The organism is Halomonas sp. NYA30, from assembly GCF_976980765.1.
Genome location: NZ_OZ334477.1, coordinates 3,138,823 through 3,153,918, shown reverse-complemented (window position 1 = coordinate 3,153,918; position 15,096 = coordinate 3,138,823). Strand labels below are relative to the sequence as shown.

The window sequence follows — 15,096 nt, the reverse complement described above, 5'->3', positions numbered from 1 at the left end:
CTAATCGTTTCTAGAAATAATTCCTCACGCGTAGTCTGGTGGTGTACCCACGTGCTGCCGACCCCACCAAGGAGTAGCACAAAAAGGAATTGGCGTGATGAAGCGAACACTCACTACCCACGATCTGCCCGCCCTGATGACAGGCATAATGGCGACCCTGGCGGCGATAGGCATCGCACGCTTCGCCTATACGCCGCTACTACCCGCGATTATTCAAGAGGGTTGGTTCACCGCGAGCCAAGGCGCCTACCTGGGGGCCGCCAACCTGATGGGCTACTTTATCGGCGCACTCGCTGCCCACTGGCTGAGTGAGCGCTTTTCTCCTCGCATGGTGATGGCCGCAAGCTTCGCGGGTATCACGCTTAGCTTTGTGCTCTGCGCCGGGGCGGGCGGTTTTCTCTGGTTCTTCTTCTGGCGGTTGGTCTCGGGGATTGCCGGGGCCATCTTAATGGTCGTTGGCCCCTCGCTGGCGCTAGCGGCCACGCCACCTGAAAGGCGAGTACGTGTCGGGGCCATGGTGTTTACCGGTATTGGCTTTGGCGCACTGCTTTCGGCCTTCATCGTACCGCTACTCCTAGCGTTAAGCCTCTCCGTCACCTGGGGCACGCTTGGGCTGCTGTGTATTGCCGCTGGCCTTTTGTGCGACTGGGGAATAGCACACTTAACCTCACCAATCACGGCTAGCCCAAGGGTGAATAGCCCCACAGGGGGTGCGGGTGTAAAGATAATCGTGATGTTGGTGGTGGGCGCTTACGCCCTGGATGCGATTGGCTTTGTGCCCCATACCGTGTTCTGGGTGGACTATCTCGCCAGGGAAAACGCCCTGGGCAATCAAGCGGCTTCACTGCAGTGGGGAATCTTCGGGGTGGGTGCCTTGTGTGGGCCATTCATGGTTGGCGCAATGGCGCAGCGAGTGGGCTGGCAGGGTGGCTTAATGATCGCCTTTGCGGCGAAGGCCGCCGCTGTCTTACTGCCGGTGTTCTCGCTCGCATTCCTCAGCCAGTCGGTTTCCTCGTTCGTGGTGGGGGCAATGATCCCCGGCATTGTCGCACTCACCTCTGGCCGTCTTGCTGAGCTGGTAGGGCCAACCGCCCACAAGAAACTCTGGGGGCAAGCCACCGCCGCTTTTGCCGCCGCCCAGGCGGTGGCAGGCTATGCCATGTCGGCACTTTATGGCACCTGGGGCAGCTACGCGCCCCTGTTTGCCATCAGCGGCATCATCCTCGTCGCGGGCTTTTTACTGGTACTGCTTAGCCGCGGTGTACAACAGCGCCATGCGCAACTTTCTGCCCAACAACCTACAAAGCACGCTACACACCACGGGAGGCAATAATGGAACTCTACCTAAACGCAACCTCGCCCTATGCGCGCCTGGTGCGCATCGTATTACTGGAAAAAGGCCTAGCAGACGCTGTGACGCTGAAGTGGTGCGACCCCTGGGCAGACGATGTCGATCTATTAAAGGCCAACCCCGCCGGGCGCATTCCGGCGCTGGTAACGGAGGAGGGCACCCAGCTTTGCGAATCCATGCTGATTGCCGTTTACCTGGATAGCGTAAGCCCCAACCCGCCCATGCTGCCAGCAGCCAGCCTGGGGAATGTATTGCACCTGGCGGGGCTGGGCCAAAACCTGATGGATGCCGCGTTCACCACCGTGATTGCCAGAAAGCATTTCGGCAATGGGGTTGATGATAGCGAGCTGGGCCAGCGGCGTTCGCGGGCCATTCAGCGGCTGTTGAATCAGTTGAACAGTGAGCTTGGAGAAACACCGCAGCCCTCAACTATCAATTTGGGTGAAATTGCTATTGCGGTCGCGCTGGATTATCTCGCCTTCAGGCTGCCAGAGGTGAACTGGGAAGAAGAGTATCCGCAGCTTCAGGCTTGGCATGCTGGTGTGATTGCAAGAGAGAGCTTTCAGCAGACGGCATTTGTTTAGCAAAGCCTACGCTCATGCCCTGGCTGGCAGTATCGCATCGCTATTGCGGAGTGTTATCGTCTGGTCAAACATCTCTTAGCCGCTTTTGTTTTTGGACGAGAAGCGGTATTTACCTTGTATGGCAAAAAACCGATAAAGGCACGGTGGGAGGTGGCTTTAGCCCGCGATCCTTCCAGCACCCAGCCAGCGAAGCGATAAAAAATGACAACCACCGCACCAGCCCCCATCACCATTGCACTAGCCCAACTGCCTGTCAGCAAAGCAGCGGTAGACGAAAACCTACAAATGCACCTGGCTTACATAGAACGCGCCGCCGCGCTAGGGGCCAATGTAGTAGCCTTTCCCGAACTTTCGCTCACTGGCTACGAGCTGGCGCTACTCAGCCAGTTGGCTATGCCCCGCAACGATAAAACCTTTGCCACGCTCACTGCTGCCGCCGTAGCTACTAACACGGTGGTGATTGCAGGCTGCCCGCTGCACAACCCAAACGGCAAACCCTATATTGCAGCGGTGATCTGCTTCCCCAACGGTGAACACACCTTCTACCTAAAACAGCACCTTCACGAAGGGGAGGATGTTTATTGTGCCCAAGGCCATGAAAGCGGCCTTATCTATGTAAACGGCACCCGCATTGCCCTGGCCATTTGCGCCGACTTCACCCACCCCGGCCACTCTGCAACCGCCGCCGCCCAACAAGCGGACGTTTACCTAGCCAGTGCACTGATCTCCCCAGGCGGCTACGTAAAAGATGCCGAGCTACTTTCCACCATCGCAAAGCGCCACCAACTGCCGGTACTGCTCGCCAACCACGTTTCCACCACGGGCGGATGGGAAACCTGCGGCAATAGCGGCGGCTGGAACGCAGCAGGCGAGCTAACTATTACAGCCAAAGGCACACAGCCCAGCCTAGTGCTGTGCCGCGTTCAACACGGTGCATTAAGCGGTAGCGTGGAAGTAATGACTCACCTGTATCAAAAAGGATCAGTTACCGACTAAAAGCTAATCCGGCAAGGTAGGCTTAACCTAAGTTAACTGCTAGTCTCGAAGCATTAGAGCAAAAAATGCCGCAGGGACAACAAAATGCAGAATGCCCGCATAACGCTTCACCCCAGCAAGCAGCGCATGCAAGTGCAGGTTGATGGCATTCTGCTAGCCGACTCCACCAATACGCTTGAACTCCGCGAGCACGGCTACCCGCCACGCCACTACTTTCCACGTGAAGACGTGCAAATGGGCTTACTCACCGTTTCAGAAAACACCACTTATTGTCCCTTTAAAGGGCATACGGTGTATTTCTCGCTGGGTGAGAATCGGGATATCGCTTGGAGTTATGAGGAACCGATTGAGGGTATGGAAGCTATTGCGGGCAAGGTGGCATTTTCTGAGGGAGTAAGCGGATGACGCTGTTCGGCACAAAACGCTCATACCGGTAAATACTGCAGGCACGTTCATTCGTTTTATACAGAGAGCACAATGATTGTTGTTATATTGCTTATTTGTAATTAATGATTAGTGGTTTTAAAAGGTTAGGGTATGGGTAATGTGCTAGACAACGTTATTAAACGTGCCGTCACTTTCATTTTGTACCACAGCATTCAGCCTGATCACTGTTGGCATTTTTGAGTAATTTGCCTCGGAGTTTAAAAAAAGATTATGAAAAAAATTCAAATAAAGCTTTCGTATCAAGGCGGGGATGCTGATCTTCACCGGTTGGATATGTACGATGCGTCTGTATCATTACACGGTTTTGCTAGAGCAATAGCGATTACAACTCATGCTTTGCTAAATGATGGTGATGTTAAAAGGAAAGGGAACAGGGCTGCGGGAGCCAAGATATTTGTTAGCCCTCCCCAAAAAGGTAGCTATGAGCAAGTTTTAACTCTAATAATTGAAAATCCTATTGCTGGAAGCGTTGTTGCTGCTGCCTTTTGGGACATTTTGAAGTAGACGTGGTCAAAAACCCTCGATTTAGTTTACGAACCCGAAACTTCAACAGTTAAAAAACTTGGAGAGCGAGTTGAGCCTTTCATAAGTGATATAGAAGAGGTATTAGAGTCTGCGTTAGAAGAAGCTCATCGACCAATTAAAAATAACCCTGACATAACTATAACAGTTTCTAGGCCCAGGGTTGGCGATGTCATAAACATGAACGCAGAAACACTGAAGAGTGTTTCAATCCGCACAGAAAACCAGATTGTAACGGGCATAGAAGGCAACGTTACTAAGTACAACATACTTTCCGGTATCGGCAGGTTTTATGAAGATAAGAAAGGCCATACAGTATCGTTTAAAATCCCTGAAAAAGCCCCTGAGCAAATGAGGAAGCGAGTAACTTGGTCAATGCATCATGCTCAAAGTGGTGAAAGAGAAGGAAAAGTTGAATTTCACGCAAAAAGAGTAGTATCTGCTAAAGGAGTATTGAAGCGATACCTCGTAGAGAAGGTTTTAATTAAACAAAATGCTAACAAGCAAAATCAGGCGGATGCGTAAACGCACCGCTGTTTTGAGCCTCAGATGTCAAAAAGTAGGTGAAAATGCGATCAATAGGAATTCTAGGAGAGGATAGGCTAGAAATGCTGCCCCCAGACTACTGGCCGGCACATGAGTTCTGTTTCTTCTTACATGACAAGATACTCGAGTTACTGATTGAGTATGATTCTCACGGAGTTCAAGATATAGTTGTCGACACTTTTCATAAGGTAATAATCGAAACGGGCAGAGAAGCAGAGTTTCAGAATGTAGAGATATTGTCTTACATGAAAGATAATGGTCTTCTTGAGCCCTACAAGCACCATATCGTAAGTCATGTCGTTTTGGCATTAACTGCAGACATGCTTCATTTCTTGTATGAGTCATTGATGTGTTTCGAAAAGCGTAAGTTTTCGGTAGCGTTTTCACTACTGCGAAAGCCACTCAAGGAACACCTTTTTTTCCTTTCCTGGATTCTTGCAGATGAAGATGATTTTATTTCACGATTTGAATCGGATAACTATATTAGTTTTAGCGGAGTAACTAAGGAAAAACGACTGGAAATCATAAGGCAGGCGATTGCTAAGTTACATTTAAAGGATGCATTTGATGAAGAGAGTATATGGAATTACGTTTACTCAAAAAAACATGAAAATGGTTTTGAGGCAACATGGCAGCGGGCAACCCATCTAACTACGTCTCAAGGTGATTTGCTAAAAACAGAAAACTATTCTTTTAATTTTGTCTTCGAAGATGCTTTAGATGATTACTACTATATGTTTTTAAAGGAAGGTCTGCCCTATCTATTTTTATATCTCTCACAAATCACATTGGCATCATTTAATCGAATACACTCTGTTAACCAAAAAACAGTAAATCACCTCATTCTTATAACTATGGGATGTTACGAGGCATTATTTCTAGATGGGCGTAAAATGTCTATTAGCAGGGTGTTGCAAAAAACAATGAAGGATATGCTTTCATGTATACACTGTGAAGCGACTTTTAGAATTAAAAAGAAAAATGCTGCAATGTTCTATTTGCATGAACGTTTTCAATGTGAAAAATGTGGTTCGGTTTCAGAGTTTCCTCTCTATTGGGTTTTAGCTAAAGGTAACATGAAGTTTTTCGATGAAAAGTAAAACACCTAACAATGCCATGAACTCGGGCATCAAAAAGCTGCGCTCTGCTCCGCTTTTATGTGTCCGGTTGTGGTTGGCATTAGACATGATAATTGAGGATGGTCATAGAAGTTTTCCTAATACGGTTAAACTCAGATCCGTGAAGTAAGTAGCCAAACTCTGAATGTTCAAATGAAGCTAAATATAAAAAATATATGGAAGCTCCATGATGGATAGATTTCATGAAATAGTGAGATTTAAGCGAATCTTGGGCGGGGAGTTAAGGTGTTCCTATTTTTTTAGAAGGAGAAAATATGCACATAAGTAAAGTACGCATGCAGAATTTCAGATTACTTAAAGACACAACGCTGGATTTAGAAGTTGAGTCAAATAACGAGCTCTCTCTTTTGATTGGCAAAAATAACTCGGGGAAGACATCTTTCATTGTTCTGTTTGAGAATTTTTTGAAATTCAGACGTTTTTGCTACGATGATTTTCCTATGAGATTGCGTAAAGACATCCTTGAGATTTGTGACGAGACAGATGTCTATTCATTGGCGATAAGACTTTCCCTGAAGATAGAGTATGGCAAAGAAGACAACCTTCAGAATCTCTCTGATTTCATTGTGGATCTTGATCCAAAATGTAACTCAGTAAGAATTGCTTTTGAAGCAACGATCAATAAATCGAAATTATTAAAAGATCTTGAAGCTGTTACCAAAAGGAAAGATGAGTTCATCAGAAAAAATCTTTCTGATTATATCCAAGTTGGATACTATGTCTTTGATAGCTACAATGATTTTGAAGCTGAACATCGCTCAAATTTGATCAAGAAGGAAGCTTCAGATGTAAACAATCTTATTAACCTGAAGGTAATTGAAGCAAATAGAAGTGTTACAAGTTCAGACGCAAGCCCTCAAGACCGAAGAATTCTCTCACACTTAACAACGCGGTTCTATAACAGTAAAGTTAAGATGTCTCATGATGATCTTTACGACATTAATTCATCTATTATAGACGCTGATGTTCAACTAAGTGGCAACTATAAAACCTTCTTTGAACCATTTCTTGAAAATGCAAAGTCCTTTCTTGCTCTTACAGCCTTAAATGTTGTGTCTGATCTTCAGTCTAAGGAAGTCATGGCAAGCCATTCTAAAATTACCTATGGGATAGATGATACAGAACTTCCTGAACACCTAAACGGGTTGGGTTAAGTACCTGATCTAAAGTTTTCGTGTAATATCCATGCCAGGATTTCTGACACGGACAGAACCATGGAAAAACGCTTCGTTGCCCCTCTCACTGAACCTGAACAACAGACGCTGACCTCCGCCTATCACCATGGCGAGAAGCGCGCTCTCCGTCGTCGGGCGCATGCCATTCTACTGAGTGACCAAGGCCATACTATTACCCAAATCAGTGAGATACTTCAGGTTCGCCGCGATGCCGTATCACGATGGTTCAAGCAATGGGAAGTGTCCGGTTTTGATGGTCTCACCGACAAACCGCGTAGTGGACGAACACCCGCCCTCGATGAACACGATCACAAGCGACTGCAAGCGTTGGTAGCCGAGCATCCCCATCAGATTCGCGCCTTACAGGCTCGCTTTCAAGAAGAGACTGGCAAGTCTGTCGCCACGGTGACACTGCGCCGGGCGTTGAAAAAAAAATGGCCATAGCTTCAAGCGCATTCGGCATTCACTCAAGACCCAGCGTGACGAAACGGACTTTCGCAAAACGCAAGGCTTGATGAAAGCGCTTCACGAGCGAGAGGACCAAGGCGAGCACGAGCTCTATTACTTTGATGAATCAGGTTTTTCACAAGCGTCGTCGGTGCCGTATGCGTGGAGCCCTATCGGCAAGCCCTGGGAAGTCACTGCCTACTCCCGCAGCCGAAGGCTAAACGTGCTGGGCTTCCTAAGCCGAGCCGGAAAACTGGTCTATCACACGACAACCGAGACAGTGACCACGGAAACGGTCATAGAAGCGTTTGACCAGTTTGTGATCCAGAAGGATCCAGACACCTTCGCCGTTGTGGTGCTCGACAATGCCAGCATGCATCGCTCCAAGGCCTTTAGGCGCAAGAGGGTGGAGTGGATGTCGCAACGTGTGCATCTGATCTATCTGTCTGCCTACTCACCAGAGCTGAATCTGATAGAGATTCTGTGGCGGCAGATGAAGTACACCTGGCTGCCCTTGAGTGCCTATCTCTCGTTTGAACGTCTACATGAAGAGGTACACCGCTTACTCGGTGGTTACGGAACTGATCACGCGATTAATTTTGAATAGGCACTTACATGAACATACTCTACCTTCTTCTCAATATAGAGATTGAGAAGGCTGACTTTGAAGGTAAGGGGCGGGATATAAACCTTCTGTTTATTGAAGAACCTGAAGCTCACACCCATCCACAACTGCAGTATGTTTTCATTGAGCAAATTTCCAAGATTCTAAAAGGGTTGGATGCAGACTCTGAGTGCAACACTCGTTAATGAACAGCGGGTGGATTGTCTTGATGCTTCGCTAACAGCTCACCCAGCACTTCAATCGGACACCTAAAGTCAAATCGCTTCCGAGGTCGCATATTCAGCTGTAGCGCAATAGCATCTAGCTCTTCTTGAGTGTGCCGAGAGAGATCGGTTCCTTTCGGTAAATACTGTCGTATCAGGCCGTTGATATTTTCATTGCTACCCCGTTGCCATGGGCTATGTGGATCACAAAAGTAGATAGCAACGCCCGTTGCCTGGGTGATGTCCGCATGTTTGGCCATTTCCCGCCCCTGGTCGTACGTCATGCTTTTACGCGCCGCTAGCGGCATCCGGTTGAGCGCTGCGCTAAACCCTTCCACCGCCGAGGTGGCCGTTGCATCGTTGAGTTTGGCTAGAATGACGTATCCACTGCTTAGTTCGACTAGCGTGCCAACCGCAGAGGCATTGTTCTTACCTTTGATTAAGTCGCCTTCCCAGTGTCCTGGCATGGCACGCCTTTCGATCTCTGGTGGTCGAAGGTGGATGCTCACCATATCGGGTATTTGCCCACGCCGATCAACCTGGCCACGACGAGGTTTACGCGTTGATTTACCTTGGCGAAGGCAGTGGATCAACTCTTTCTTAAGCTCACCCACAGGTAACGCGTAAATGGCGCTGTAAATCGTCTCGCGACAAACGTAAGCATCTTCAAATCGGGGCATGATCATGCGTCGGAGCTTGCCTGCGATTTGCTCTGGAGACAAGCGGTGGCGGAGCATATACATGACCAGCTCAAAGCGACCACTGCCCAGAAGCAGCTTGGGCTTAGGGCGGCAAGCAACACGCCTAGCACAACGATGGGTGTGTGCATGACGAGCATGGTAAGTACCGCGCTGAGTTTGATTGCGACGTACTTCGCGGCTGATGGTGGATGGAGATCGTTGCAGCATATTGGCTATTTGTCGGAGGCTCATCTCCTGCCAAAGGCTGACCTGAATGGTGGAACGCTCTTCGATACTGAGTTCTGTATAAGCCATAAATCCAACACCTTACTAAAATTTTAAGGTGTTGCACTCAGTTTCTGCGGCCAAGAGGTATCAAGGGGCTTCAAACTTTTATATCAACGCATTCAGCTCATATCGTCAAGAAATGTAATTTCAAGAACATCCGTTATTTTCACATTCCAAAGGGCAAAGAAAATGTAGAGATACGAAATTTCTTCATAGAGTTACAAGCAAGGTATGCTGATGAAGAGGATGCTGAAATTGATAGGATGGAAAAGAAACATTTTAAATTTCTAAACCAATACTTATCCATCGAGTCCTCAGAGCTCTTCTTTGCAGAAAAGATAATCTTTATAGAAGGTACTTCTGAAAAGATGCTTCTTCCATACTTCATTAATCAGTTTGACGAAGATGATATAGGTGATAAGGGTGATACTGCACTCACGTCTCAAAATATATCAATTCTTGAAGTCGGAGCAAACGCCAAAGCATTTAAGCATTTCCTTGACTTCCTTGAGATAAAGACTCTTATCATTACAGATCTGGATACAACAAAGAAGCAGATCAAAATGGGAGAAAGGGGTAAGAAGGATAGAGTTAGCTATCCGGCATGTCCTGCGAAGAACGGCACACATACTAGCAATGCAACCCTACGGCATTTTTATAACTCACCGAAGTTTGAAGAGGAGAGCTTCTCTGCATGGATGGAAAAACTTAAAAACCATGATCATGATGACCCATCGCCATTAATCAAGATTGCCTATCAGAATGTTGAAGAAGATGGATACCAGGGTAGAAGCTTCGAGGAGGCGTTCGTGAGTGCGAACATGGTTAAAATAGGCTGTAATCTTGAGAATGTCGACGGTCTTAAAAACAAGGGCAATTTTGATGAGTGTAAGTTTGACCCTGATCAGTTTGTGGATGATATGCTTGATAGTAAGGGAAAGTCTAATTTTGCTTCATCATTACTCTACCTCGCTCTCTCAAATGAAAACCTGAAGTGGAATATCCCTTCGTATATTAAGGAGGGACTAAAGTGGATAGCCAAGTAACACCACTGCAAAGAATCCAAGAATGCACAGAAAACAAAAATAGTTTTGTTTTGCAAGGAGGGGCTGGATGTGGGAAGACAGAAACACTAAAGGAAACGCTACAATTCCTATCCAAAGATTATCCTAAGAAGAGAATTGCGTGCATTACCCATACCAACCTTGCGGTAAACGAAATCATAGACCGCGTAGGAGAAGGTTACAACATATCCACCATACATTCATTTCTTAGCTCACTAATCAAGAACTACACCAGTGAACCGCCCCGTCTTTACCGGAGACTCCATATCTTGAGAGGATGGAGTTATGAACTCACCAAAACGATATTCCCCAGAAGTCCGGGAGCGAGCTGTTCGATTAGTCCTTGAACAGCAAGGCGAATACCCGTCCAAGTGGGCGGCGATCTGCTCCATTGCCAGCAAGTTCGGCTGTACACCAGAGACTTTGAGAGCCTGGTGCAAACGCACAGAACTCACGCAGGAAAACAGCTCGGTTAACCTGTCTGAACATGAACGGCTCAAGCAGCTAGAGCGTGAAAACACCGAATTGAAGCGTGCCAATGAAATTCTCCGTAAGGCGGCTGCTTTTTTCGCCCAGGCGGAGCTCGACCGCAAACCCAATTGATGGTGTCATTTATCGACGAGCATCGTGCTCAGTTCGGGGTCGAGTCGATTTGTAGTCAACTGCCAATCGCCCCATCGACGTATTACCACCACAAGGCACTTGAAGCTGATCCTGAACGGCGGGCAGACCGGTATCGGCAGGATGCGTTTCTTACCGCTGAGATTCAGCGCGTGTGGGAAGAAAACTTCTGCGTCTACGGTGCCCGTAAGGTCTGGCGGCAACTCCGCCGTGAAGGCGTTAATGTTGCTCGTTGCACTGTAGAACGGCTCATGCGCCGCCTAGGAATTCGCGGCGTGGTGCGAGGCCAACGCCCCTTCACGACCATCAGTGATCCCGGCCAGAAACGGGCACCTGATTTAGTGAAACGTGACTTTACGGCCATGCGTCCTAATCAGCTTTGGGTGGCCGATTTTACCTATGTCGCTACCTGGTCTGGCTTCGTTTACGTTGCGTTCGTTATCGATGTTTATGCACGCTGTATCGTGGGTTGGCGTGTAGCGACGTCGATGAGAACGGCGCTGGTGCTGGACGCTCTGGAGCAAGCTCTGTGGGCACGAAAACACAGACAAGGGTTGATCCATCATAGTGATAGGGGAAGCCAATATCTCTCGATCCGCTACACCGAGCGTATGGCTGACGAGGGTATCAATGCCTCAGTCGGCACCACCGGCGACTCCTACGACAATGCGCTGGCTGAAACCATCATCGGCTTGTTCAAAACGGAGGTGATCCATCATCGTGGCCCATGGAGGGGACTGGATGCCGTTGAGTATGCCACGCTGGAGTGGGTTGACTGGTTCAACAACCGCCGACTGCTGGAACCCATCGGAAACGTTCCACCAGCAGAACGAGAAAGGACGTATTATCGTCAATTGGAGGAGTCGGGTGAAGCTGCCTGACTCAAACAAACCGGTCTCCGGAATAACCGGGGCGGTTCACCAGAGCCATCCATAAAGTTATACATGAAATATTCACAGTGGATGAGCTAGAAATTGAGACCGAGGAAAGTTCAGGGTTAATTGGTAATGACCTTAAGAAAGCTAATCATGACAACTACAAGAAGACCTATAAGAAGTATGCAAAGTTAAAATACATTGCCATAGGTGCAACCTCACCAAAAGAGCTTGGCAAAAGAGAGTATGGTAAAGCACCGGATGAGATCAATCAGACACTAAATGAAAATATCGCTGAATTGAATGCTGAAGTTCGACATAGCATTGAGGGTAAGTGTCATAGGCGTATAAGGTACAATGAATCACGTTTTGACAGGTTCAACGACCTTTCATTTGGACATGATAGCCTCCTCAAGATCACAAGTTTGCTCTTTCAACGTTATCCAAAGCTTGGAAAGATCTTATCTGATAAGTACGACTTCATCTTGGTTGATGAATACCAAGATACACACGAGGACGTTGTTGAAGTGTTCTTAAAGTATCTCCCTCAAGACAGGCAGACCACAATAGGATTATTTGGGGATGCAATGCAAAGCATATACTCAGATGGTATTGGGGATGTGCGTGCCTATATTGACTCAGGTGATCTTGTCGAGATACCAAAGGAAGATAACTTTCGATGTTCTGAACAGGTAATTAACTTTGTTAATGCTCTTAGAGGGGATGCTCTTAGGCAAGAACCTGCATTCAAGATTAGAAACGATGGCACCAAGGAAACCTTGGAAGATAGGCAAGGTCAGGTTAGGCTGCTTTATGCAATCTGGGGTGATAGTAAACCTCATACACATAGTAGTCCTGAAGACAAGCAAGCATACCTTGATTTCGTCGACAAGTTAATTGACTTGGTTGACGGTGAAGGGCTCTCTCATAAAAAATTGATGCTTACAAACAAGTCAATTGCAGGGAAGGTTGGATTTTTCGCACTCTATAAGATGTTTGCTGATAGGTATACGGAAGTTAAAGACGAGATCGAAAAGGTGTTTTCAAGCATTCAGGTACTTGACCTGGCAGAACTATGTGATGCCTATAATGGATCAAAAAAGAGATACAATTTCATACTAGCCGAACTGAAGAAGTCAGGGTTTGTGCTTAACAAGCTTGAAGATAAAGAGAAAATTGTTGCTGCATTTGAGAAGATCGCTTCAGGTGATTTAAGTGTTACTCAAACGCTTGAAATTGCTTTTGAGAAAAAGATAATCAGGAAGTCAGACAGTTACCTAGCTTATATTGAGCGTAAGGACTCATTTTTGGCTGATCTAGAAAAAGATAAGACATACCAGAAGTTCAAGGAGAGATTTGCTTCAGGAGTCAACACTATATCTAGAATGGAAAGAGAAGGCATTGAAATTACTGAAGAAGTATTTAATGAGTTAAATTCCAACCTTAAAAAAGAGAGGTTCTACGAGGAGCTGTTCTCTGAGTCGATATCCTTTAATGAGGTGATCAACTATTACAGGTATCTTAATGAAGGGTGTGAATATATCACAATGCACAAGACTAAGGGGTCCGGTATTGAAAACGTTTTAGTTGTTCTCGATGAGTATTTCTGGTCTCGCTACAAATTTAAATTTAGTCCTGACAGTACTGAAACTAGTAGCGTCTTCACGCCCCCTAACATGAAGCTATTTTATGTGGCATGTTCACGAACGATCAGGAATCTAACAGTTGTTAAAGTGGTAACCAGTGATGAGGAGAAATATCTGCTGGCAACATTCCCAGGCTTTGAAAAGGTAGTTGTGGATTAAGGAAATGGCCGTCCATTACAAGAAGTAATGAAAGAAGAGGTATACCTTAACTGTTAAAAAGATAGATAAATCGGCTAATAAATAGCGGCACCGGAAAAAATACTCGCTACGCTCCTATTTTCCGGTGAGCAAGCCGTTACATTAGAGCACATTCTAATTCTGCTCTAAACCGAAACCGACGCCACTAGCCTGGATTTCTCATAGTACCTCAGCCAGTACCGCACTCAGGCTGTAACACCGCTAAACACCTACTGGCTCGACTTACATCGGCTACTTTTTAACCACTTTCCGGCGTTCAGACACACTTCCCCCTTTCCCCCATTGCTTCGGGCCGGGGGCGCCCGAGCAGTCAGTTAGGAACCAACCGCCTGACGAGATCGGATAGCGCCGTTTTATAGGGGTAGCTGTCACTCATGAGTACTCGGATTCGACGCGTATTGCGGATGATGACCGCGCCTACTTTGATGAGCTTGAGCCTCAGGTTGCTCGGACTCATGCGCGCGAAGGGCGTGTGCTTCAGATAAGTCCGTAACCGCTCGAACAGCGTATAAGCGAAGCCCGACAAGATCAGCCGCCACTGATTGGCCCACCAGTGCGTGCTGGAGGTCCGGTCAGCAAACAGGCTCAGTTGTTGATCCTTGATCCGGTTCTCCATGTCACCCCGGGCACAGTACTGCTCGTAGTAAAGCTTGAAGCCATCATCGTAACGGGAACTGATGATAAACCGGGGATTAGAGCCTAACTCGCCTTCTTCTAGGCGGGCCACCACCCAGCGTGAGTATTTCCAGGAGTGGGCTTGATACTGGAAGCGGAACGTCCCCGCTACTTTCCCTCCCACCTGCCATTGGGTCTTGCGCACCAGCATCATGGGCACGTCCACTTCCTTGAGCAGCCGGCTGTTCTTGGCGATTCCCACGATGTAGTCGACGTGATGCCGATCACACCAGTTCAGCATCCGGGGACGACAAAAGTGGCTATCACCTCGTAACACGATGCGCGTATCGGGCCAGTATTGACGGATAAAGCGTACCAGTAAGGCGAGGATCGCCCAGCTATGGCGGCTGTCGCTGCGGTCACTGGTGCGCAGATAGCTCACCAGTAAGTGGCGCCCACAGAAGACATACAGTGGGAAGTAGCAGTGGTGATCGTAATAACGGTTAAAGAACTTGCCGGGTTGCTCGCCATGCACGGGGATGTCGGTGCCATCAAAGTCCAGCACGATCTCCTTTGGTGGTTCGTCATGCTGTTCAATGAAGTGATGCCACAGCAACTCATGGGCCTTCACTATTGCTTGCCGATCGGCGTTCTGCTCCACCCGGCACAGCGTCGACTTGCCTGCCAGCGTATCCTCTTCACCGAGCGCTGTCTGAAGGGCCTGATCATAGCGCAGGGCCTCATGGTCGTTGAAATCTTCATAGCCAGCGGCGACACCGAACACCCGCTGACGAACCAAAGTGTCGAGCTTATGACGAACCTGTTCCGGTGCGCGGGGATCATGAAGCACGGCGGCCAAGCGGCGTGTCAGGCGATGCTGTTTATCGACTTCACGAAGCAGGAGTAATCCGGCGTCCGACGTAATGTGGCCCCCGGAGAAGTCGGCTTCAATTTGGCGGCGTGAGAGTGGCGAGAAGGTCAGCTTTTCAGGTACCATTTTGGAAGCGGCTGTTGGTGCTTGATGGATTGGTTAGGTTCTTGAAATCATAGCACTTTCAGCCGCTTTCTTTTATA

General features: G+C 47.7%; 16 protein-coding genes and 1 other annotated feature. Of the genes, 14 read left to right on the top strand and 2 right to left on the bottom strand.

From position 1 onward, the window contains the following. Nucleotides 1-97: 97 nt before the first annotated feature. From ACWI0H_RS14690 to ACWI0H_RS14645, 10 genes are all read left to right on the top strand, one after another. A complete protein-coding gene (locus ACWI0H_RS14690; protein WP_485873799.1) occupies nucleotides 98-1,333 on the top strand; it encodes a YbfB/YjiJ family MFS transporter in 1,236 nt (411 codons plus the stop codon). Next, the gene (locus ACWI0H_RS14685) at nucleotides 1,333-1,935 is read left to right on the top strand and encodes a glutathione S-transferase N-terminal domain-containing protein (RefSeq protein WP_485873798.1); all 603 of its coding nucleotides are present in this window, start codon (nucleotides 1,333-1,335) and stop codon (nucleotides 1,933-1,935) included. The genes ACWI0H_RS14690 and ACWI0H_RS14685 overlap by 1 nt, the downstream gene beginning before the upstream one ends. 201 nt (nucleotides 1,936-2,136) lie before the next feature. After that, nucleotides 2,137-2,931 (top strand): carbon-nitrogen hydrolase family protein, encoded by a 795-nt coding sequence (locus tag ACWI0H_RS14680; RefSeq protein WP_485873797.1) that lies wholly within the window; start codon nucleotides 2,137-2,139, stop codon nucleotides 2,929-2,931. A gap of 84 nt (nucleotides 2,932-3,015) precedes the next feature. Next, nucleotides 3,016-3,336: a DUF427 domain-containing protein gene (locus ACWI0H_RS14675; protein ID WP_485873796.1), complete on the top strand. Its 321-nt coding sequence runs from the start codon at nucleotides 3,016-3,018 to the stop codon at nucleotides 3,334-3,336. Nucleotides 3,337-3,588: 252 nt separating this feature from the next. Continuing rightward, nucleotides 3,589-3,882, top strand: a complete 294-nt coding sequence (locus ACWI0H_RS14670; RefSeq protein WP_485873795.1) for a DUF7946 domain-containing protein — start codon at nucleotides 3,589-3,591, stop codon at nucleotides 3,880-3,882. A 198-nt stretch (nucleotides 3,883-4,080) separates the two neighbouring features. Further along, nucleotides 4,081-4,425 (top strand): DUF7947 five-stranded beta-barrel domain-containing protein, encoded by a 345-nt coding sequence (locus tag ACWI0H_RS14665; protein WP_485873794.1) that lies wholly within the window; start codon nucleotides 4,081-4,083, stop codon nucleotides 4,423-4,425. A gap of 83 nt (nucleotides 4,426-4,508) precedes the next feature. Next, the gene (locus tag ACWI0H_RS14660; RefSeq protein WP_485873793.1) at nucleotides 4,509-5,546 is read left to right on the top strand and encodes a hypothetical protein; all 1,038 of its coding nucleotides are present in this window, start codon (nucleotides 4,509-4,511) and stop codon (nucleotides 5,544-5,546) included. Nucleotides 5,547-5,839: 293 nt separating this feature from the next. Then, entirely contained in the window at nucleotides 5,840-6,739 is a 900-nt protein-coding gene (locus ACWI0H_RS14655; protein WP_485873792.1) for an AAA family ATPase, read from the top strand. A gap of 60 nt (nucleotides 6,740-6,799) precedes the next feature. Further along, nucleotides 6,800-7,814, top strand: a protein-coding gene (locus ACWI0H_RS14650) for an IS630 family transposase (RefSeq protein ID WP_101146788.1) whose coding sequence is annotated in 2 segments (ribosomal slippage) — nucleotides 6,800-7,186 and nucleotides 7,188-7,814 — 1,014 coding nt in all. Because the reading frame shifts where the segments join, the coding sequence is not laid out codon by codon here. 8 nt (nucleotides 7,815-7,822) lie between these two features. Further along, nucleotides 7,823-8,017: an AAA family ATPase gene (locus ACWI0H_RS14645; RefSeq protein ID WP_485873791.1), complete on the top strand. Its 195-nt coding sequence runs from the start codon at nucleotides 7,823-7,825 to the stop codon at nucleotides 8,015-8,017. Here ACWI0H_RS14645 and ACWI0H_RS14640 read toward each other — a convergent pair. Beyond that, a complete protein-coding gene (locus tag ACWI0H_RS14640; protein ID WP_101145547.1) occupies nucleotides 8,014-9,030 on the bottom strand; it encodes an IS30 family transposase in 1,017 nt (338 codons plus the stop codon). The genes ACWI0H_RS14645 and ACWI0H_RS14640 overlap by 4 nt on opposite strands. Nucleotides 9,031-9,266: 236 nt before the next feature. Between ACWI0H_RS14640 and ACWI0H_RS14635 the strand changes: the two genes are divergently transcribed. The 4 genes from ACWI0H_RS14635 to ACWI0H_RS14620 all read left to right on the top strand — a co-directional run bounded on the left by ACWI0H_RS14635 (nucleotide 9,267) and on the right by ACWI0H_RS14620 (nucleotide 13,368). Next, complete coding sequence (locus ACWI0H_RS14635) at nucleotides 9,267-10,049, top strand: TOPRIM nucleotidyl transferase/hydrolase domain-containing protein (protein ID WP_485873790.1); 783 nt, start codon at nucleotides 9,267-9,269, stop codon at nucleotides 10,047-10,049. After that, nucleotides 10,034-10,414 carry an AAA family ATPase gene (locus ACWI0H_RS14630; RefSeq protein ID WP_485873789.1) on the top strand — a complete coding sequence of 127 codons (381 nt, stop codon included), beginning with the start codon at nucleotides 10,034-10,036 and terminating at the stop codon, nucleotides 10,412-10,414. Before ACWI0H_RS14635 ends, ACWI0H_RS14630 begins: the two co-directional genes overlap by 16 nt. Beyond that, nucleotides 10,353-11,569 (top strand): IS3 family transposase gene (locus ACWI0H_RS14625; RefSeq protein WP_230806374.1). Its coding sequence is split into 2 segments (ribosomal slippage): nucleotides 10,353-10,638 and nucleotides 10,638-11,569, totalling 1,218 coding nucleotides; the frame shifts between segments, so codons are not numbered across the junction. The genes ACWI0H_RS14630 and ACWI0H_RS14625 overlap by 62 nt, the downstream gene beginning before the upstream one ends. Then, nucleotides 10,628-10,744, top strand: a sequence feature (AL1L pseudoknot). It overlaps the preceding gene by 117 nt. 77 nt (nucleotides 11,570-11,646) lie before the next feature. Further along, nucleotides 11,647-13,368: a UvrD-helicase domain-containing protein gene (locus tag ACWI0H_RS14620; RefSeq protein WP_485873788.1), complete on the top strand. Its 1,722-nt coding sequence runs from the start codon at nucleotides 11,647-11,649 to the stop codon at nucleotides 13,366-13,368. Nucleotides 13,369-13,717: 349 nt separating this feature from the next. Here the strand turns inward: ACWI0H_RS14620 and ACWI0H_RS14615 are convergent, their stop codons facing one another. Beyond that, nucleotides 13,718-15,019 carry an IS1380 family transposase gene (locus tag ACWI0H_RS14615; RefSeq protein ID WP_035565795.1) on the bottom strand — a complete coding sequence of 434 codons (1,302 nt, stop codon included), beginning with the start codon at nucleotides 15,017-15,019 and terminating at the stop codon, nucleotides 13,718-13,720. Nucleotides 15,020-15,096 lie beyond the last annotated feature (77 nt).